Consider the following 19,379-nt stretch of genomic DNA (forward strand, 5'->3'; position numbering starts at 1 on the left):
GCGATTTGAGGAGCCCGGACCCTGTGGGGTGCCGGGCTCCGGGCGTACCGGCACGCGCCCTTCCGCACGCGTGTGCCAGTCTGTGGGGCGCAACATGCCGAACTGGGAGGGGAACTGGAGTGGCCGCGCCACTGAAGCTGACTCGGACGCACCGGATGCTCATCGGCCTGGTGGTGGCCGGTGCGGTCGTCATCGCGGGGATCGGCTTCGCCGGTTCGTACGCGGCCGTGCGCGAGCTCGCCCTGGAGAAGGGCTTCGGGAACTTCGCCTACGTCTTCCCGATCGGCATCGACGCGGGCATCTGCGTGCTGCTCGCGCTCGACCTGCTGCTGACGTGGATCCGCATCCCGTTCCCGCTGCTGCGGCAGACCGCGTGGCTGCTCACCGCGGCGACGATCGCGTTCAACGGCGCGGCGGCCTGGCCGGACCCGCTGGGCACCGGCATGCACGCCGTCATCCCGATCCTGTTCGTGGTCGCGGTCGAGGCGGCCCGGCACGCGACCGGCCGCATCGCGGACATCACCGCCGACAAGCACATGGAGGGCGTGCGCCTCACGCGCTGGCTGCTCTCCCCGCTGCCCACGTTCCTGCTGTGGCGGCGGATGAAGCTGTGGGAGCTGCGTTCCTACGACGCGGTGATCAAGCTGGAGCAGGAGCGCCTCGTGTACCAGGCGCGGCTGCGCTCCCGGTTCGGGCGGGCCTGGCGGCGCAAGGCCCCGGTGGAGTCGCTGATGCCGCTGCGGCTCGCTCGCTACGGGGTGCCGCTGGCCGAGACGGCGCCGGCCGGGCTCGCCGCGGCCGGGATCGAGCCGCAGCTGCTGCCGCCGCAGCCGGTGGCGGCGGCCGAGCTGGAGCAGGCGCCGGCGGCGCCGCCCGCGGCCGTGGCCGGCCCGGAGGCGGAGGCGGGCGCGGAGGTGGTCACGGAGGCGGTCGCGGAGGCGCCGAGCCAGTGGTTCGCGTCGCCGCCGCCGCAGGCCCAGCCGTACCAGGGCGGGTACGACCCGACGTACGTGCCGGAGCAGGAGCACCAGGACTGGTACGAGGACCAGCCGCAGCAGATCCCGGTGCCGGTGCCCCGGCCGCGGCAGGCCGGGGCCGGGTCGGTGGCGCCGGAGCCGGCGGCGGGTCCCGAGCCGCAGTACGCGGACCCCGCGTTCCCGGTGCCGACCGGGGCCGGCGGCACGCGGCCGCTGGGCGACGGGGTGCAGGAGGCGGCGGGCGCGGCGCCGTCCGAGGAGGACCTGTACCGGGTCTACCGGCAGGCCATACAGGGTGAGGGCGTGCCGTCGCCGGGGCGGTTCGCCGCGGACGTGGAGGACTCGTTCGGCATCCGGCTCCAGCCGCGGGACGTGAACCGGTACGCGGACCTGTTCGAGGCGCGGTACAACGCGGAGCTGATGGAGGACCACATCGCCTGAGCCCCGCCACGGGCACGGGCACGGCTGTACGGGCACGGCCGTACGGGCACGGCTGTACGGGCACGGCCGTACGGGAAGGGGCGGCACCGGAGAGATCCGGTGCCGCCCCTTACGTGTGCGCCGCTTACGCGGCGAGCAGCTTGCGGACCCGGTCCGCGCCGACGGCCAGCAGCAGCGTGGGCAGGCGCGGGCCGGTGTCGCGGCCCACGAGCAGGTGGTAGAGCAGCGCGAAGAACGTGCGCTGGGCCACCTTGATCTCGGCCGGGAGCTCCTTGGCGGTGGCGTCGGCGGGGAAGCCGGCCTGCACCTTCGGGACGCCGTAGACGAGGTGGGTCAGGCCGTCGAGCGACCAGTGCGAGTCAAGGCCCTCCAGGAGCAGGGCGATGGACGTGCGGCTCTCCTCGTCGAGCGCGGCGAGCGCCTCGGTGTCCGGCTCGGCGCGGACGATGGTGCGCGACTCGGCGGGCACGTACTTGGAGATCCAGGCCTCGGCCTTGTCGAGCCGGGGGCGGACGACGGACAGCTCCGTGACCGGGTTCTCCGGGTCGAGCTCGGCGAGGATGCGCAGGGTCTGCGCCGTGTCCCCGGCCGTCACGTCGGCGACGGACGCCAGCGTGCGGTAGGGCAGCGGGCGGGCGGTGCGCGGCAGTTCACCGGCGGCGGTGCCGACGGCGCGGCTGTACGCGGCCGCGTCGGCGGGCAGGACGCTGCCGTCGGCCACCTTCCCGGCGAGCTTGTCCCACTCGTCGTAGAGCCGCTGGATCTCCTGGTCGAAGGCGATCTTGAAGGACTGGTTGGGGCGGCGGCGGGCGTAGAGCCAGCGCAGGATCTGCGGCTCCATGATCTCGAGCGCGTCGCCCGGGGTCGGCACGCCGCCCTTCGACGACGACATCTTCGCCATGCCGGAGATGCCGACGAACGCGTACATCGGGCCGATGGGGCGCTCGCCGCCGAAGAGGGTGACGATCTCGCCGCCGACCTGGAACGACGAGCCGGGCGACGAGTGGTCGACGCCGGACGGCTCGAAGATCACGCCCTCGTAGGCCCAGCGCATCGGCCAGTCGACCTTCCACACCAGCTTGCCGCGGTCGAACTCGCTGAGCCGGACGGTCTCGGTGTGGCCGTCGAGGGTGCAGGTGTAGGACAGCTCGGTCGTCTCGTCGTCGTACGCGGTGACGGTGGTGAGGTCCTTGCCGCACGCACCGCAGAACGGCTTGTACGGGTAGTAGCCGCCCGCGCCGCCGCTGCCGTCGTCCTCGGCCGCGGCGCCGGAGCCCTCCGCGGCCTCCACCTCGGCCTCGTCCTTCGGCTTCTGCTGCTGCTTGGCCGGGGCCTTCTTGGTGCGGTACTGGTCGAGGATCGCGTCGATGTCGCCGCGGTGCTTCATCGCGTGCAGGATCTGCTCGCGGTAGACGCCCGAGGTGTACTGCGCGGTCTGGCTGATGCCGTCGAACTCCACGCCGAGCGCGTCGAGCGCCTCGACCATGGCGGCCTTGAAGTGCTCCGCCCAGTTCGGGTACGCCGATCCGGCCGGGGCCGGCACCGAGGTGAGCGGCTTGCCGATGTGCTCGGCCCAGGAGGCGTCGATGCCGGGCACGCCGTTCGGCACCTTGCGGTAGCGGTCGTAGTCGTCCCAGGAGATCAGGTGCCGGACCTGGTGACCGCGGCGGCGGATCTCGTCGGCGACCAGGTGCGGGGTCATGACCTCGCGCAGGTTGCCCAGGTGGATCGGGCCGGACGGGGAGAGACCGGAGGCGACGACGACCGGTTTGCCCGGGGCGCGGCGCTCGGACTCGGCGATCACTTCGTCCGCATAGCGCGACACCCAGTCCTGCTGGGCGTTCGGAGCGCTGCTGTCAGCCACGGTCGGCACGTCCTTCTCTCTGTTCCGTCTCATCCTGGTTCTCGCGCACGAGGCGCACGAGGTACGTCCTCCGTCGTGGAGGCCCGCCGTCCATTGTCACCCGCGCCGCTTCGTGCCGGAAAACGGATAAGGCGCCGTACAACCCCAGGGGCCGCACGCGTGTCCTCTCTGCGTGATCACAGACAGATTCCGCGCGGGGTTGCGCGTAGGGGCCGCCGGGCTCTCCATAGCCCTGCCGTCGGCTTGCCTCGTCCTCGCGGCGCCCTCCGCCGAAGCCGCCGTGACCTGCGGCGACACCACTTTCAAGCGGACGTTCTACAGCAACACCACCTTCTCGGGGACGCCGAGGAAGACGGATTGCGACACGACCATCGACCAGAAGTGGACCGGCGCCCCGCTCTCCGGGATGGCCGCGAACAACTTCTCGGTGCGCTACTCGCTCACCCGTGACTTCGGTTCGGGCGGTTGCTTCACCTACCGGCTCGCCGGTACGGACGGTCTGCGCCTCTACGTGGACAGCGTCCGCGAGGTGAACAAGTGGACGAACACCGGGGACGGCGGCAACAGCGTCCCCGGCACGTTCTGCGTCGGCTCGGGCAAGCACACCGTCCGCGTCGACCACACGAACTGGACGGGTCTGTCCCGGGTGAAGTTCACGTGGCCGGCCTCGTCGGACAGCAAGGCGCCACTCGCCCCGACCGGCGTCACCACCTCGTACTCCACGTCGACCGGCAGGGCGACCGCCCGCTGGACGAAGAACCGCGAGCTGGACATCGCGCGCTACCGGGTCCTCCTGGAGACCTCCACGACCGGTGTGAAGCGGTGGGACGCCACCGGCACCAGCACGTCGTACGCGCTGCCGAAGGACGGCCAGAAGTACCGGTTCTGCGTCCAGGCCGTCGACAAGTGGACGAATTACGGCAAGACCGCCTGCGGCCCGTACGTCACCCCGCCGGACAAGACGGCCCCGCCCGTCCCGGCCGTGCGCACCTCGGACGTCACGGTCTCGGCGGGCGTCGACGGGCCGCGCGTCAACGTGTGGCTGGGCCAGGTGCAGCCGTCCCAGGGGCCGGTCTTCACGCTGTGGCGGGCCACGGCCGCGGCGGGCCCGTTCACCGCGGTCGCCACCATGGACCTGCGCAGGACACCGGGTGAGCAGTACCTGTACGACGAGGCCCCCGGCGAGGGCAGGACGTTCTACTACGCGGCGTCGGCGGCCGACGCCGGGGGCAACACCTCGGCGCGCACCACGCCCGTGAAGGCGAGCACGCCGGACACGACGGCGCCGGGCGCGGTGGCGGGCCTCACGGCCACGCCGGACACCGCCAAGACCGTGCTGACGTGGAGCGCGTCGTCCGACGGCGCGGTGCGCTGGGAGGTGTACGGCGCGGACGGCGACGCGGCTCCGGCGCTGCTCGCCGCCGTCCCGGCCGCCGAGTACCGGGACACCACGGCGAAGCCGGGTGTGCGGCGCACGTACACGGTGTACGCGCTCGACGCGGCGGGGAACCGCTCGAAGGCGGCGACCGTCACCGCGCAGCGACAGGTGGCGCCCGCGATGCCCGTGGGCCTGCGCCCCGACGCGCAGGGCCGCCCGGAGCTGCACATCAGGGTGGTGACGGACAACGACCACAGCGGCGGCTTCAAGGTCTACTCGGGCTCCAGCGCGTCCACGGTCCGCACCACACTGCGCGCCTGTGCGCCGCAGGAGGTCTTCCGGACGTCCCTGTACGTCGAGTACACCTGCGCGCTCACCGACTTCGGCGGTTCGACGGACCGCTACATCACGGTTCTCGCCGTCGCGGGCAACGGTGTGACGTCCAGCCAGTTCAAGGCAGTGCCGTACGAGGACAAGGTCGCGCCGCCGGCCCCCGCCGGCCTGGCCGCGACCCCCGAGCCGTGGGGCACGACGCTGCGCTGGGACGCCTCCGCCGCAGCCGACCTGCACTCCTACTGGCTGCGCGCCGGCCGCGCGCGGACGGTCGACTCCGTGCGGACCTGCGCGGGCGGGAACACGGAGGTCCTCGGCGGCGACGCCACGTCCGCCCGGGACACCGAGGGTCTGCCGGACGGGGAGGAGCGCTGCTGGGAGCTGTACGCCGTGGACGGCGCGAACAACTACAGCGAGCCGGTCACGGTCTACGCGGCCGAGCAGGACACCCGGCCCGCCGAGGCGACCGCGCCGGGCTCCCCGGTGGCCCGCCTGGAGGCGGTGGAGAACGCCGGTGACGCGGTCCTGAACTGGGACGCGCTCGACGGCGCCACTGGCTACCGGGTCTACCGCTGGGACCGGGCGGCGGGCGCGTACGCGCGCATCGCCGAGGGTGCCATGGAGAACCCGTACTCCGGGGAGTTCCGGCACTTCCGCGACGAGGAGGCCCCGGCCGGCACCGCCGTGTACTACCGCGTGAGCGCGGTGTTCGCGGACGGCACCGAGTCGGCCCCGGCCCTCACGGCGGTGGCGCTGGCGCCCACGTCCTGACGTGCCGGACCGCGGGGGCGGGCGGGAATCCAGGCGACCGCCCGTTCGCCCCCGTGGGAGACTGGAGGCGTTTTCGGTACTCCTGACTCCTGTCTCTGGCACCTTCGAGCGGAACGGCATCTACTCCATGGCCTCGGTCACGTCCCTCACGTCCTGCGTCCACCAGCGTCTCGCCGACGCCCTCGGCGCCGCCCTCCCCGAGGCCGGCGCGGGCGCGGACCCCCTGCTGCGACGGAGCGACCGGGCGGACTACCAGGCGAACGGGATCCTGGCCCTCGCCAAGAAGGCCAAGGCGAACCCGCGGGAGCTGGCCGCCCAGGTCGTGGCGGAGATCGTCAACGGTGACCTGCTGAAGGAGGTCGAGGTCTCCGGGCCCGGCTTCCTGAACGTCACGGTCACCGACCGGGCGATCACCGAGACGCTCGCGGCGCGCGCCGCCGACGGCGACCGGCTCGGCGTGCCGCTCAAGGAGCACCCGGGCGTCACGGTCATCGACTACGCGCAGCCGAACGTGGCGAAGGAGATGCACGTCGGCCACCTGCGCTCGGCCGTCATCGGCGACGCGCTGCGCGGCATGCTCGACTTCACCGGTGAGACGACGGTCGGCCGCCACCACATCGGGGACTGGGGCACCCAGTTCGGCATGCTCATCCAGTACCTGATCGAGAACCCGGGCGAGCTGGCCCCGGCCGACGAGGTCGACGGCGAGCAGGCCATGTCGAACCTGAACCGGATCTACAAGGCCTCCCGGGCCGTCTTCGACGCGGACGAGGAGTTCAAGGAGCGGGCCCGCAAGCGGGTGGTGGCGCTCCAGTCCGGCGACAAGGAGACGCTCGACCTGTGGCAGCGGTTCGTCGACGAGTCGAAGGTCTACTTCTACTCGGTCTTCGAGAAGCTCGACATGGAGATCCGCGACGAGGAGATCGTCGGCGAGTCGGCGTACAACGACATGATGCCGGAGACGGCGCGGCTCCTGGAGGAGTCGGGTGTCGCGGTGCGCTCGGACGGCGCGCTCGTCGTCTTCTTCGACGAGATCCGCGGCAAGGACGGCGAGCCGGTGCCGCTGATCGTGCAGAAGAAGGACGGCGGCTTCGGCTACGCGGCCTCCGACCTCTCCGCGATCCGCAACCGCGTGCAGGACCTGGACGCGACGACGCTGCTGTACGTGGTGGACGTGCGGCAGTCGCTGCACTTCAAGATGGTCTTCGAGGCGGCCCGCCGGATGGGGTGGCTCGGTGACGGGGTCACCGCGCACAACATGGGCTACGGCACGGTCCTCGGCGCGGACGGCAAGCCGTTCAAGACGCGGGCGGGCGAGACGGTCCGCCTGGAGGACCTCCTGGACGAGGCGGTCGAGCGGGCCACCGCGGTGGTGCGCGAGAAGGCGGAGAAGGTCGGCCTGACCGAGGAGGAGATCGTCGAGAACGGCCGGTACGTCGGGATCGGCGCCGTGAAGTACGCGGACCTGTCGACGTCGGCGAACCGGGACTACAAGTTCGACCTGGACCAGATGGTCTCGCTGAACGGCGACACGAGCGTCTACCTGCAGTACGCGTACGCCCGGATCCGGTCGATCCTGCGCAAGGCGGAGGGCGCGCGCCCGGCCGCGCACCCCGAGATCGCCCTGGCCCCGGCGGAGCGGGCGCTCGGCCTGCACCTGGACGCGTTCGGCGACCTGCTGGCGGAGGCGACGGCCGAGTACGCGCCGCACAAGCTGACGGCGTACCTGTACCAGCTGGCGTCGCTGTACACGACGTTCTACGACCAGTGCCCGGTGCTGAAGGCGGACACGGCGGAGCAGCGGGAGAACCGGCTGTTCCTCTGCGACCTGACGGCCCGCACGCTCCACCAGGGCATGACCCTGCTGGGCATCCGGACCCCCGAGAAGCTCTAGCCGTTCAGGGCCCGGCCGAGGCGGGTCAGGCCCTCGGTGATCTCTTCCGGGGTCTGCGTCACGAAGCAGAGGCGGAGGGTCGCGGGGTCGGGGGCGGTGGCGTAGAACGGGCCGCCCGGGACGTACGCGACCTCGTGCGCGACCGCCTTGCTGAGCAGGGCGGTCGTGTCGTGTGCGGGGCCTTCGGGGAGCCGGGCCCACAGGAACATGCCGCCTTCGGGGCGGGTCCAGGTGGAGCCCGCCGGGAGGCAGTCGGGCAGCCCCGCGAGCATCGCGTCGCGGCGCCTGCCGTACTCCCCCGCCACCTGTGCGACGTGCGCGTCCAGGTCGCGGGTGGCGAGGTAGCGGGCGGCGGCCAGCTGGGTGACGGTCGGGGTGTGCAGGTCGGCGGCCTGTTTGGCGACGGCGCAGGCGCGGCGGAGCTGCTGGGGCGCCCGCAGCCAGCCCAGGCGCAGGCCCGGCGCCATCACCTTGGAGAACGAGCCGAGCAGGACCGTGCGGTCCCGGGCGGCGGCGTCGGCGGCGATCCAGCCGACGCGTTCGCCCGCGAAGCGCAGCTCGCCGTACGGGTCGTCCTCGACGATCCACAGGCCGCGCCGGGCCGCGACCGCGGCGACGGCGGCGCGGCGGCCGGCGGACAGGGTGCGGCCGGTGGGGTTCTGGAACGTCGGGACCGTGTAGAGGAACTTGGGGCGGTGCTCGGCGACGAGCGCGTCGAGGGCGTCCGGGTCGATGCCGTCGTCGTCGCAGGGCACGCCGACGACGCGGGCCCCGGCGAGACCGAAGGCCTGAAGTGCCGCCAGATAGCAGGGGCTTTCGACGAGGACGGTGTCGCCGGGTTCCAGCAGCGCCGTCGCCAGGAGGGAGAGGGCCTGCTGCGATCCGGTGGTGACGAGCAGGTCGTCGGCGTCGGTGGGCAGGCCGCGCGCGGTGGTGCGTGCGGCGAGGGCGGCGCGCAGGGCGGGTTCGCCCTCGGTGGTGGAGTACTGGAGCGCGCGCTGCGGTTCGTGCGCCAGGACGTGGGCGAAGGCCGCCGCTATGCCGTCGGTGTCGAAGAGCTCCGGGGCGGGCAGGCCGCCGGCGAAGTTGATGACTTCCGGGCGGGCCGTGACGGCGAGGATGTCGCGGATCGGCGAACCGCCGGTGGCCGTGGTGCGGGCGGCCAACGGCGGGGTGGGCGCGGTGCGTCGGGGCGTCGCGGTTCCGGGATCTGCGGCGGTCATGGCGGGCGGCTCCTTACGGCGGCGGTCTCCCCGGGGACCCTACGGAGAAGACCGTGGGCAGCACATGCATTTCCGCGATCCGGACGCGGGCGAGGCGGGACGGGCCGGGCGGGCGGCGGGCGGGGCCCGGTGGGCGGCGGGCGGGGCCCGGTGGGCGCCGCCCGTCACGGCGTCTGTTCCTCCCGCGCGATCCACTCGCTGCCGCCCAGCGGGTAGTCGTAGCCGGGCCGTCCCGTCGCGGCGCTCGTCCGGAACGGGACGCCGTTGTTGTCGATGTGGGCCGTGCCGCGGCGCGCGCCGCTGGACCACTCGATGGTCAGGTCCCAGCGGACGTCATGGGCCTTGGTGTGGGCGGTGACGTAGAAGACCTCGGGGTCGGACTCGCTGACCTTGTACGGGAAGTCGCGCTGGCCGTTCTTGGCGGTGACGGTGGGGCTGCCGCTGTCCAGGTCCACGTCGAAGGACTTGGTGAACACGTTGCCGCCGCAGCCGACGCCCATCGAGTAGTCGTTCCAGGCGAGCGGCGCGGCCTTGCCGAGGACGCGGACGTGCATCTTCTCCAGGACGACGGTGTCGCTGCCGGTGCCCTGGAGGGTGAGCGCGACCTCCTGCTCGTCGGCGGAGACGGCCCCGTACGCGGCGGCCCAGCGCGGGGCGTCCTGCTCGGTCGGGGCGGGCGGGCCGACCTGTTCGGGCCGGCTGTCCACGAGGAAGTGCTGGCTGCACGGGCTGTCGTAGACGTAGGGCCGGGTGGCGACGTTCAGCAGGGTGCCGCCGCCGCTCCCGCCGGCGCCGCCGCCCGTGCCGCCCGTCCGGCTCGCCCGCGCGGAGGGCGGGACCGAGGCGCTCGCGGACGGCCGGTGGCTCGGCTTGCCGCTGGGGGACGCGGAGGCGGAGGCGGAGGCCGGGGGTGGCGCCGGGCCGTCGGTGGTCGCCGTCGCCCCGGCGGGCTGCCGGCCTGCCCGGTCGCCGGGGTCCCGGTCGCCGGAGCCGGAGAGGTCGACGGCGAGCACGACGGCCGCGACGACCGCGGCCGCGGTGACGACGGCGACGGCGAGGGTGCGGCGGCGCCGGGTGCGCGAGGCGGGTGCGGCCCCGGTGCGACGGCCGTCGGTGACGACGGGCTCACCCGGGTCGGCACCACCCACGGGCGGGACGGCGCCGGGAACGTCGCCTTCGGCGGGTGCCTGCCCACCGGCAGGACCGTCCGCCTGCGGGGCCGTCGCGGGTCCGCCGGCCGGGCCCGCCGCGGCGGCCTCCGCCGGGGCTCCCGCCGACGCGTCCGCCGCGGGCTGCGCCTGCGTGCCCGCTTCCCGGTCCGTCCCCGCAGCCGCGGCCTCCGCTGCGGCAGCGTCCTTCCCGCCGGCCGACGCGCCCTCGCGCGCCGCTGCCGCGGGGCCTGCCGCCGGGTCCGCCGCCGCGGCGCCTGCCGACGCTGTTGTCGTCGCGGCGCCTGCCGGCGCGGTTGTCGTCGCGGGGGCTTGCGTCCCGGCTCCCGGGACCGCTTCCCGGTCCGCTCCCGGGACCGCTCCCGGGACCGCTTCCGGGTCCGCCGCGGCGCCTGCCTTCCCGCCGGCCGGCGTGCCCCCACGCGCAGCCGCTGCGGGACTCGCTCCCCGCCCCGCGTCCGCCAGGATCCAGTGGCGGTGCAGGGCGACGAGTTCCTCGGGGGTGGCCTTGCAGGCCCGGGCGAACCGCTCGACCGGTGCGTACTCGTTCGGCACCGCCGTGCCGTTGCAGTACCGGTGCAGCGTCGACGTGCTCGTGTGCAGCCGCTTCGCCAGCGTCCCGTAACTCAGCCCCGAGCGGTCCTTCAGCGCGCGCAACTGCTCCGCGAAGTCGTCCGCCATCTCCCCCTCATCCCTTCCCCGCATCCCGTTCGACCGTTCCAGGGCAGATAGGAAACCCCTGGTCAGAGCCCGTTTCACCGTTCCGGCGTCCCCAACTGCCCGCCGCCTGTGGCGGCTGGGACAGATCGCGCCGCAAGCTCCGGTCATCCAAGCACCACACCCACCGAAACACCGAAGGGGCTCCACCACATGAACAGCAACCGCACCTCCCGCGCCCGTCTCGTCACCGCCGCCGCCTCCGTCGTGATCGCCGCGCTCTCGCTGACCGCGTGCAACGACGGATCGGGCGTCAAGGACGAGGGCGCGTCGGGCTCGGCGGGTCCGGCCGCCGCAGCGGGCTCCACCACGGCGCCCACCGCCGCCGCCTCTGCCTCCGCCGGCGCGAAGGACGCCAAGGACACCCAGGGTGCGCAGGACACCCAGGGTGCGCAGGGCGCGCAGGGCGCGCAGGGCGCGCAGGGTGCGCAGGGCGCGCAGCAGGCGCAGGGTTCCAGCGACGCGAAGCCGGGCGCCGCCGCCCCCGCCGCCACGGCCCCGGCGGCGAAGGCCCCGGCGGCCGGCAAGGCCCCGGACGCCGGCCGGAAGTTCGTCACCTGCGAGGGCTCCAACACCAAGACGGTCGCGGCCCCCCTGACCCGCCCCATCAACCACATGCTGCTCACGGTCACCAACACCGGCAGCAACCCCTGCTTCCTCTACAGCTACCCGGCCGTCCGCTTCGGCGAGGCCCAGTCCGTGCCGCCGGTGGACGAGAGCACCCAGCCGCAGGCGGTCGTCACGCTCGAACCCGGCCAGTCCGGTTACGCCGCGGTGCGGCTGTCCGGGGGCGACGACGGCAGCGGGGCGAACGGCCGCACCGTCACGTCCCTCGCGGTCTACTTCCACGGCCGCTCGGGCAACGAGAGCGTCGGCTCCGGCGCCCGCCCGGCGCTGCCCCCCAAGGGCGTCTACGTCGACGACACCCTGGAGGTCACCTACTGGCAGCAGTCGATGGACTCCGTCCTGAGCTGGTGACGTCGGTGCCCGCCGCCCCCGGCGTCTGGCAGGCTCGGGCCATGTCCGAGTCCGAGTCTCTGCCGTACGTCGATGAACTGGCCGCCCGTGCGCGGTCCCTGGCGACCCCCGGCGGCCCGCGCCGCGTCCTCGGCGTCGCGGGCCCGCCGGGCGCGGGCAAGTCCACGCTCGCGCGGCGGCTCGTGGCCGCCCTCGACGGGCTGGCCGCCCTCGTCCCGATGGACGGCTTCCACCTCGCCGACGCCGAACTGGCCCGGCTGGGCCGGGCCGACCGCAAGGGCGCGCCGGACACGTTCGACGCGTACGGGTACGCGGCGCTGCTGGCCCGGCTGCGCGCACCGCGCCACCCGGGTGAGACGGTCTACGCCCCGGCGTTCGAACGGGAGTTGGAGCAGCCGGTCGCCGGGTCGCTGCCGGTCCCGCCGGACGTCCCGCTCGTCGTCACCGAGGGCAACTATCTGCTCCTGGACGAGGAGCCCTGGTCCACGGCGGTGCGACCGCTCCTCGACGCGGTGTGGTGGGTGGCCGTGGACGACCGGCTGCGGGTGGAGCGGCTGACCGCCCGGCACGTCGCGTTCGGCAAGTCCCCGGCGGCCGCCCGCGCCTGGGTGCGGCGCTCCGACGAGGCGAACGCCCGCCGGGTGGCCTCCGGCCGGCAGCGGGCGGACCTGGTCGTGGACCTGGACACCGGCACCACGCACACCCCACCGGACGCCTGACCCGGAAGCGGACGCCGAGACCCGGCACCCCGCCGACCCGGAAAGGGACGCCGAGGCCGCCCCACACCTCGCTGAGTCCGCCCGGAGCCGGACCCCCTGCCGCGGGCGCCCCGGGTCTCAGCCGGCCGGCGTGTGCGGGCGCGGGTGCGGGTGCGTGCGCAGCCTGCCCTTCACCACCTTGCCGGAGGCGTTGCGGGGCAGTTCGCCGACGAACTCCACCTCGCGCGGCACCTTGTAGTTCGCCATCTCGCGCCGCGCCCAGGCGATCAGGTCGTCCCCGGTCAGCACCGCACCCCGGCGCCGCACCACGTACGCCTTGCCGACCTCGCCGAGCCGGCCGTCCGGCACCCCGACGACCGCCACGTCGGCGACGCCCGGGTGCAGGCCGAGGAGCTGCTCGATCTCGGCGGGGTAGGCGTTGAAGCCGCCGACGATGAACATGTCCTTGATCCGGTCGGTGATCCGCAGGTAGCCGTCGGCGTCGAGCACGCCGACGTCGCCGGTGCGCAGCCAGCCGTCCTCGCTGACCGCCTCGGCCGTCGCGGCCGGGTCCTCGAAGTACCCCCGCATCACGTTGAAGCCGCGGACCAGGACCTCGCCGGGCTCCCCGGGGCCCGCCGATGCCACCCGCACCTCGGTGCCGGGGATCGCCCGCCCGGAGGTCGCCGCGATCAGCTCCGCGGGGTCGCCGCGCCGGCACATGGTGACGATGCCGCTGGCCTCCGACAGTCCGTACGCGGTGAGCACGGTGTCGATGTGCAGCTCCCCGCGCAGCCGCTCGACCAGGCGCAGCGGCACCACGGCGGCGCCGGTCACGACCAGGCGCAGCGCGGAGAGGTCGTGCGCGTCGCGGCCGGGGTGGTCGAGCAGGGCCTGGTGGAGGGTGGGCGGGCCGGGCAGCACGGAGATGCGTTCGGCGGCGATGTTGGCCAGGACCGTGTCCACGTCGAAGATGGGCTGGGGGACCATCGTCGCACCGCGCATCAGGCAGGCGATGATCCCCGCCTTGTAGCCGAAGGTGTGGAAGAAGGGGTTCACGATGAGGTACCGGTCGCCCTCGCGCAGCCCCGCGAGGTCCGCCCAGATCTCGTAGCCCCGCAGGGTCTGCGCGTGGCTGACGACCGCGCCCTTGGGCCGCCCGGTGGTGCCGGAGGTGAAGACGATGTCCGAGGCCGAGGAGGGGGTGACGGCGTCGGCGCGCGCCCGGACCTCCTCGGCCGTCACCTTCTCCCCGGCCGCGAGGAACTCCTTCCAGGGGCGGTAGCCGGGCACGTCGGGCGCGGTGTCGCCCAGCACCACCACCTGTTCCAGGCAGGGGAGTTCGGCGCCTGCCTGGTGGGCGCGGCGCAGCGAGGCGACGTACGACGTGCCGAGGAAGGTACCGGTGACGAAGAGGAGGCGGGCGCGGGAGCGGGCCAGCACGTCGGCGGCCTCGGCGCCCTTGAAGCGGGTGTTGAGGGGGACGAGGACGGCGCCCGCGGTGACGGCGCCGAGGGCGCTGACGATCCAGTCCAGGGTGTTCGGCGCCCAGACGGCGACCCGGTCACCGGGTTCGGTGCCGGCGGCGAGGCAGGCCGCGGCGGCCCGTTCGACGCGCTCGCCCAGCTCCGCGTAGGTGATCCGGGTGCGTCCCTCGACGACCGCCTCCCGGCCGCCGTGCCGCCCGGCCGCGTCCCGCACCAGCTCCGGGATCGTCCGCCACTCGCCATCCGCACGCATCGAACGACCTTCCGCCGCACCGTAGCTGACTAACCGTCAGATTAGCTGTAGCCTGACGCGCTGTCAGCACACAGGGAACCAGGTGGGGGTGGCCATGGCGCACGCGACGACCGGGATCACCGCAGGCATCAAGGACGCGACGGCCGTCGTGGGCATCGGCCAGACGGCGTTCGCGAAACGACTCCCCGAGTCCGAGAAGACGTTGGCCTGCCGGGCGATCCTCGCCGCGCTCGACGACGCGGGCATCGCCCCGAGCGAGGTGGACGCGTTCGCTTCGTACACGATGGAGGAGACGGACGAGGTCGAGATCGCCAAGTCCATCGGCGCGGGCGACGTCACCCACTTCAGCAAGGTCGGCTACGGCGGCGGCGGTTCCTGCGCGACCCTCGCCCACCTGGCCGCCGCCATCGCCACCGGCCAGGCCACCGTCGGCGTCGCGTGGCGCTCGCGCAAGCGGGGCAGCGGGCCGCGGCCGTGGAAGAACACCGCCGTCCAGCTCCCCACCCCCGCCCAGTGGACCCGCCCGTTCGGGCTGCTGCGCCCCGCCGACGAGATCGGCCTGCTCGCCCGCCGCTACATGCACGAGTACGGCGCGACCCGGGACCACTTCTTCAACGTCGCCCTCGCCTGCCGCAACCGGGCCAACCAGAACCCGGCCGCGATGATGTACGAGCGTCCCCTGACCCGGGACATGTATATGACGGCCCGCTGGATCAGCGAGCCGCTCTGCCTGTTCGACAACTGCCTGGAGACCGACGGCGCGCTGGCCTGCGTCCTCGTCTCCGCCGCGCGGGCCCGCGACTGCCGGCACCGGCCCGTCCTCGTGCACGCGGCCGCCCAGGGCCTGCCCGCCCAGCACCACGGCATGGTCAACTACTGGAACGACGACCCGCTGACCGGTCCCGCCTGGACGGCCGCCCGGCACCTGTGGAAGCACGCCGACCTCACCCCCGAGGACGTCGACGTCGCGCAGATCTACGACGCGTTCACCCCGCTCATCCCGCTCTCCCTGGAGGGTTACGGCTTCTGCGGGCGCGGCGAGGGCGGCGCGTTCACCGAGGGCGGCGCCCTGGAGATCGGCGGCCGGCTGCCGGTCAACACCGCGGGCGGCGGCCTCTCCGAGGCGTACGTCCACGGCTTCAACCTCATCACCGAGGGCGTGAAGCAACTCCGCGGCACGAGCACCGCCCAGGTCCCCGGCGCCCGCACCTGCCTGGTGACGGCGGGCGAAGGCGTCCCGACCTCAGCCCTCCTCCTGACAACGCTCTGAACTGCACGACCGACCCGAGGAAGCGCCCCACCAGGGGCACGGCGCACCAACGACCGACCCGAGGAAGCGCCCCGCCAGGGGCACGGCGCACCAACGACCGACCCGAGGAAGCGCCCCGCCAGGGGCGCGGGGAACTGCGCGACCAGCCACGACGAACCGGCACCCGGCAAAGGACACGAACATGGCAGACGCACTCCCCGCCCCGGCCCCGGCCCCGGCCCCGGGCACACCCGAGGAAGAGCCCCCGGGCACGACCACCCTGCTCCCCCCCACCCCCGACCCCGACGGCACCCCCTTCTGGACCCACGCCGCCCGAGGCGAACTCCGCATCCAGGCCTGCACCAACCCCCCCTGCCAAGAACTCCGCTTCCCACCCCGCCCCTGCTGCCCCCACTGCCACTCCTTCGACAGCGAGTGGCGCCTGATGAGCGGCCGCGGCCGCATCTGGTCCTACGTCGTCCCCCACCCCCCGCTGCTCCCGGCCTACGCCGCCCAGGCCCCGTACAACGTGATCGTCGTCGAACTCGCGGAAGCCCCCCGCATCCGCCTCGTCGGCAACCTGGTCGCCGACGCCGGCGCCGGCACCCGCCTCGACTCGGTCGACCCGCACCGCATCCGGATCGGCGCGCGCGTCCAGGCCGTCTTCGCGCGGATCGGCGACGTCACCGTGCCCCGCTGGGTCCTGGAGCGGCCGTGACGCTGCGCACCGAGACCGACCCGGCGACCGGGGTCGCCGTCGTCACCCTGGACCGCCCGCACCGGCACAACGCCGTCGACGCGCGGACGGCCCGCGAACTGGCGGAGACCTGGCGGGCGTTCCGCCGCGACGACGGCGTACGGGCGATCGTGCTGACCGGCGCGGGCGAGCGCGCGTTCTGCACGGGCATCGACCGCGCCACCGACGTCCCGCAGCCGGACTCCCCCTTCTCCATGGACGATCCGCTGCTAAGCATCGGCCCCAAGGCCAACGACCTGTGGAAACCGGTGATCGCCGCCGTGCGCGGCATGGCCTGCGGCGGCGCCTTCTACCTGCTGGGCGAGGCGGAGTTCGTGATCGCGGACGAGACGGCCACGTTCTTCGACCCGCACACCACGTACGGCATGGTCAGCGCCTACGAGTCGGTCCACCTGGCGCAGCGGATGGCGCCCGGCGACGTGGCGCGGCTCGCGCTGCTGGGCTCCGCGGAGCGGATGTCGGCGCGGCGGGCCCACGAGACGGGCCTGGTCAGCGAGGTCACCCCGCCCGGTGGCGCGCTGGCGGCGGCGCTGCGCTGCGCCCGCACGATCGCGGGGCATCCGACGGCCGCGGTGCAGGGCACGGTGCGGGCGGTGTGGGCGGCCACGGAGGCCGCCCGCGCCCACGCCTTCGCGCAGGCCCCGCACCTGATCGCCCTCGGCAACGCGCCGCCCGCCGAGCAGGCGGAGCTGTTCGCCGCCCGGGCGCCGGGCGGCCACCGCGTGCGCTGAGGCCCATCCGACAGACGGGCCCCAGGCCGTGTCCTGGGGCTCACACGGCGGGGGCGTCCCGGTCGACCGCGCAGTGCGCCACCCGGGCGGCCCGGTCGGCGCTGCCCACGGGCACCTTGACGGTGACCTTCTCCTTCGCGCCCGCCTTGACCTCGTGGTAGACGTCCTTGACGGTGGCGCCGGACGCGTCGGTGAAGGTGATGTGCGCGGCGAACCGCAGGCGCTCGGCGTTCGGGTTGCGTACCTCGACGGTGGCGTAGGGCCTGCTCACGTCGGCGCAGGCGACCAGGCGCGCGACGCCGTCCTGCGCGGTGCGGCCGCGGCCGGACGCGGACGACGTGGGCGTGGACCGGTACCCGCGCCGCCGGTTGTAGCTGCTGCCACCCGTGGTGCCGCTGCCGTAGCGGTCGTCGTCATCGTCGTCGTACGTCGAGCCGGTCGAACCCGAAGAACCCGAAGAACCCGATGAGCCGTAACCGCCGCCGGACGTCGAGGAGTTCGACGAGCCGCCGTGGTTCTGCGAGGAGCTGCTGCACCCGCCGCCCCCGCTGCCGCTGTGCCCGCGCGAATGCCCCCGTCCGGTGGAGAACCCCGTCAGGGCCAGCACCACCATCGCCGCCACCGCTGTCAGCTTCAATCCCCGTTTCATCACGCCCGGGACCCTACCCCCCACGGGTCCCGCCCATGGCCGCGTGGCACCCCCGACCCACCCGGCGTAGCGTCGGAACGGAGACCGAGGAGGCCTGATGCTGCGCAACATCGTCGGTTCGGTCCTGGCCCTCGTCGGAGCGGTGGCCGTCGCCTGGAGCCCGTTCCGCGTCTGGAACGACGGCCGGGACGGGCGTGATTACCGGCTCGGGGACCTGTTCTCGAGCGGCGGCGTCACGGACGCCCGCGCCGAGCTGTTCGGCTCCCTGTTCCTGCCCTTCGTGATCCTGGCGCTGCTCGCCCTGCTGGGGCTCGTGCTGCGGTCCCGGCTGCTGGTCGCCCTGACGGGCCTGGTGGTGCTGGCCGGCACGGTGCTGTGGATGGTGCGGGTGGCCCAGGCCGAGGACCGACTGGTCCTCACCGCCGACGGGAACGGTCTCGGCGACGGGGTCGCGGCCGCGCTGGGCGGTGGGCTGCTGCTGCTCGTGGGCGCGCTGGTGATGAGCGGCCGGGGTCGCCGGCACCGCCACCGCCGCGACGACCCGGTTCCCGCCACGGCCGACGCCCAGGGCTGGGACGACACCCCGCAGCCCGCCGCCGGGGCGTGGGACGACCCGGCCCGCCCGCCCGGCAGCTGGGACGGCCCCGGCCAGGCCGGTCCGCCTGGGGCGCCCGGCGCCTGGGACGACGCCCGGCGCGAGGCGCCCCCCGCCTGGGACAGCACCGGCCAGACCGGACAGCCGGTCGCCTGGACCACCCCGCACACCTTGCGGAACGCCCCGCCGCCCGCCACGGGCACCCCCGACGACGGCCCGCCGACGATCACGGGCCCGCTCTACGACACCCGCCCGCCCGCGGCGGAGGCCACCCAGGCCATGCGCCCGGTCACCTGGGGCACGACGACCGGCGACACCCAGGAGATCCCCTCCTACGGCTACCCCCCGACCCCCGCGGGACAGCACCCGGGCACGGCCCCTGCCCCGGTATCAGCCCAGCCGACGGACGGCCCGGAACCGGCCCCGCCGACGACCCCCGCCCCCGGAACGGAACAGCACCCGGGCACGGCCCCCGCCCCGGAACCGGCCCAGCCGACGGACGGCCCGGAACCGGCCCCGCCGACGGCCCCCGACCCCGGCACGGAACAGCCCCCGCCGACGCGGGCGAACCCCGCCACAGACACCACCCCACCCTGGGACACCACCACCCCCGGCGCCGACACCACCCCGCCGACCAGCACGGCGCCGGACACGGACACAGCCGGGCCCACGGGCACTGCCCCTGGCCCGTATCCGGATACGCCGACGAACCCCGGCCCCAGCACGGAACCGGCCCCGCCGACAGAGACGAACCCCGCCGCAGACACCGCCCCGCCCTGGGGCACCACCCCCGGCCCCAACACCGGCTCCGCCCCGCCGCCGGACCCCGCCCTGGACCCGAACACGGCCCAGCCCACGGGCACGTACCTCAGTCGGCCGACGCCCGCGGACACCGCCCCGCCCATCGATCCCGACCTGGCCCCGGGCCCGGCCCAGCCGACAGGCGCAGAGCCCGACCCCGCCGCGGACCCGGACCTCCAGGCCACGAACCCGCCCGTGACCCCGGACCCCGGCCCGCCCCCCGACCATCCCCCTACCTGGCCGAACGGCCGCCCCGCGAGTGTGGGGAGCGCCGACGACGATGAGCCGGGCGACGGTTCCGGTGTCCCGGAGGGCTCCGGCAGCACCCGGCACGGCGGCCCGGCCTGACGGCCGGACAGGGATCAGCCGGTCCCGGGTCCGGCGGGCCCGCACAGGCGACTGATCCCGGCCGGG

General features: G+C 74.4%; 14 protein-coding genes. 9 read left to right on the forward strand and 5 right to left on the reverse strand.

The genetic code is table 11. The annotated features are described in order from the left end of the window. The first annotated feature begins 119 nt into the window (after positions 1–119). Positions 120–1,418 (forward strand): DUF2637 domain-containing protein, encoded by a 1,299-nt coding sequence (locus tag ACIBW6_RS06275; RefSeq protein WP_399057189.1) that lies wholly within the window; start codon positions 120–122, stop codon positions 1,416–1,418. Positions 1,419–1,542: 124 nt separating this feature from the next. Here the strand turns inward: ACIBW6_RS06275 and lysS are convergent, their stop codons facing one another. Further along, positions 1,543–3,291, reverse strand: a complete 1,749-nt coding sequence (gene lysS, locus ACIBW6_RS06280) for a lysine--tRNA ligase (protein WP_399057191.1) — start codon at positions 3,289–3,291, stop codon at positions 1,543–1,545. Between the two features lie 163 nt (positions 3,292–3,454). Here lysS and ACIBW6_RS06285 point away from each other — a divergent pair, with 163 nt between their 5' ends. Beyond that, positions 3,455–5,764 carry a hypothetical protein gene (locus ACIBW6_RS06285; protein WP_399057193.1) on the forward strand — a complete coding sequence of 770 codons (2,310 nt, stop codon included), beginning with the start codon at positions 3,455–3,457 and terminating at the stop codon, positions 5,762–5,764. Positions 5,765–5,891: 127 nt separating this feature from the next. Continuing rightward, positions 5,892–7,658 carry an arginine--tRNA ligase gene (argS, locus tag ACIBW6_RS06290; RefSeq protein WP_399057195.1) on the forward strand — a complete coding sequence of 589 codons (1,767 nt, stop codon included), beginning with the start codon at positions 5,892–5,894 and terminating at the stop codon, positions 7,656–7,658. Here the strand turns inward: argS and ACIBW6_RS06295 are convergent. After that, the gene (locus tag ACIBW6_RS06295) at positions 7,655–8,881 is read right to left on the reverse strand and encodes a PLP-dependent aminotransferase family protein (protein ID WP_399057197.1); all 1,227 of its coding nucleotides are present in this window, start codon (positions 8,879–8,881) and stop codon (positions 7,655–7,657) included. The two genes, argS and ACIBW6_RS06295, sit on opposite strands and share 4 nt — an antisense overlap. 164 nt (positions 8,882–9,045) lie before the next feature. Further along, on the reverse strand, positions 9,046–10,731 hold the full coding sequence (locus ACIBW6_RS06300) for a helix-turn-helix domain-containing protein (RefSeq protein WP_399057199.1): 1,686 nt from the start codon (positions 10,729–10,731) through the stop codon (positions 9,046–9,048). Between the two features lie 189 nt (positions 10,732–10,920). On the opposite strand from ACIBW6_RS06300, the gene ACIBW6_RS06305 reads away from it, so the two are divergent. Together ACIBW6_RS06305 and ACIBW6_RS06310 are read left to right on the forward strand one after the other, a co-directional pair. Next, positions 10,921–11,745: a DUF4232 domain-containing protein gene (locus tag ACIBW6_RS06305; RefSeq protein ID WP_399057201.1), complete on the forward strand. Its 825-nt coding sequence runs from the start codon at positions 10,921–10,923 to the stop codon at positions 11,743–11,745. Between the two features lie 41 nt (positions 11,746–11,786). After that, entirely contained in the window at positions 11,787–12,464 is a 678-nt protein-coding gene (locus tag ACIBW6_RS06310; RefSeq protein ID WP_399057203.1) for a nucleoside/nucleotide kinase family protein, read from the forward strand. Between the two features lie 117 nt (positions 12,465–12,581). On the opposite strand, the gene ACIBW6_RS06315 is transcribed toward ACIBW6_RS06310, so the two are convergent. Continuing rightward, positions 12,582–14,183 carry a FadD3 family acyl-CoA ligase gene (locus tag ACIBW6_RS06315; RefSeq protein WP_399057205.1) on the reverse strand — a complete coding sequence of 534 codons (1,602 nt, stop codon included), beginning with the start codon at positions 14,181–14,183 and terminating at the stop codon, positions 12,582–12,584. Positions 14,184–14,277: 94 nt separating this feature from the next. Here ACIBW6_RS06315 and ACIBW6_RS06320 point away from each other — a divergent pair, with 94 nt between their 5' ends. The 3 genes from ACIBW6_RS06320 to ACIBW6_RS06330 all read left to right on the forward strand — a co-directional run bounded on the left by ACIBW6_RS06320 (position 14,278) and on the right by ACIBW6_RS06330 (position 16,920). Further along, the gene (locus ACIBW6_RS06320) at positions 14,278–15,453 is read left to right on the forward strand and encodes a lipid-transfer protein (RefSeq protein ID WP_399057207.1); all 1,176 of its coding nucleotides are present in this window, start codon (positions 14,278–14,280) and stop codon (positions 15,451–15,453) included. Positions 15,454–15,712: 259 nt separating this feature from the next. Beyond that, positions 15,713–16,150 (forward strand): Zn-ribbon domain-containing OB-fold protein, encoded by a 438-nt coding sequence (locus ACIBW6_RS06325; protein WP_399057697.1) that lies wholly within the window; start codon positions 15,713–15,715, stop codon positions 16,148–16,150. After that, a complete protein-coding gene (locus ACIBW6_RS06330) occupies positions 16,147–16,920 on the forward strand; it encodes an enoyl-CoA hydratase/isomerase family protein (RefSeq protein WP_399057209.1) in 774 nt (257 codons plus the stop codon). The genes ACIBW6_RS06325 and ACIBW6_RS06330 overlap by 4 nt, the downstream gene beginning before the upstream one ends. A 40-nt stretch (positions 16,921–16,960) precedes the next feature. Here the strand turns inward: ACIBW6_RS06330 and ACIBW6_RS06335 are convergent, their stop codons facing one another. Then, a complete protein-coding gene (locus ACIBW6_RS06335) occupies positions 16,961–17,569 on the reverse strand; it encodes a hypothetical protein (protein WP_399057699.1) in 609 nt (202 codons plus the stop codon). A gap of 97 nt (positions 17,570–17,666) precedes the next feature. Between ACIBW6_RS06335 and ACIBW6_RS06340 the strand changes: the two genes are divergently transcribed. Beyond that, positions 17,667–19,313 carry a hypothetical protein gene (locus ACIBW6_RS06340; RefSeq protein WP_399057211.1) on the forward strand — a complete coding sequence of 549 codons (1,647 nt, stop codon included), beginning with the start codon at positions 17,667–17,669 and terminating at the stop codon, positions 19,311–19,313. Positions 19,314–19,379: the final 66 nt, after the last annotated feature.

This window comes from Streptomyces sp. NPDC049813 (genome assembly GCF_044465085.1).
Classification (GTDB): Bacteria; Actinomycetota; Actinomycetes; order Streptomycetales; family Streptomycetaceae; genus Streptomyces.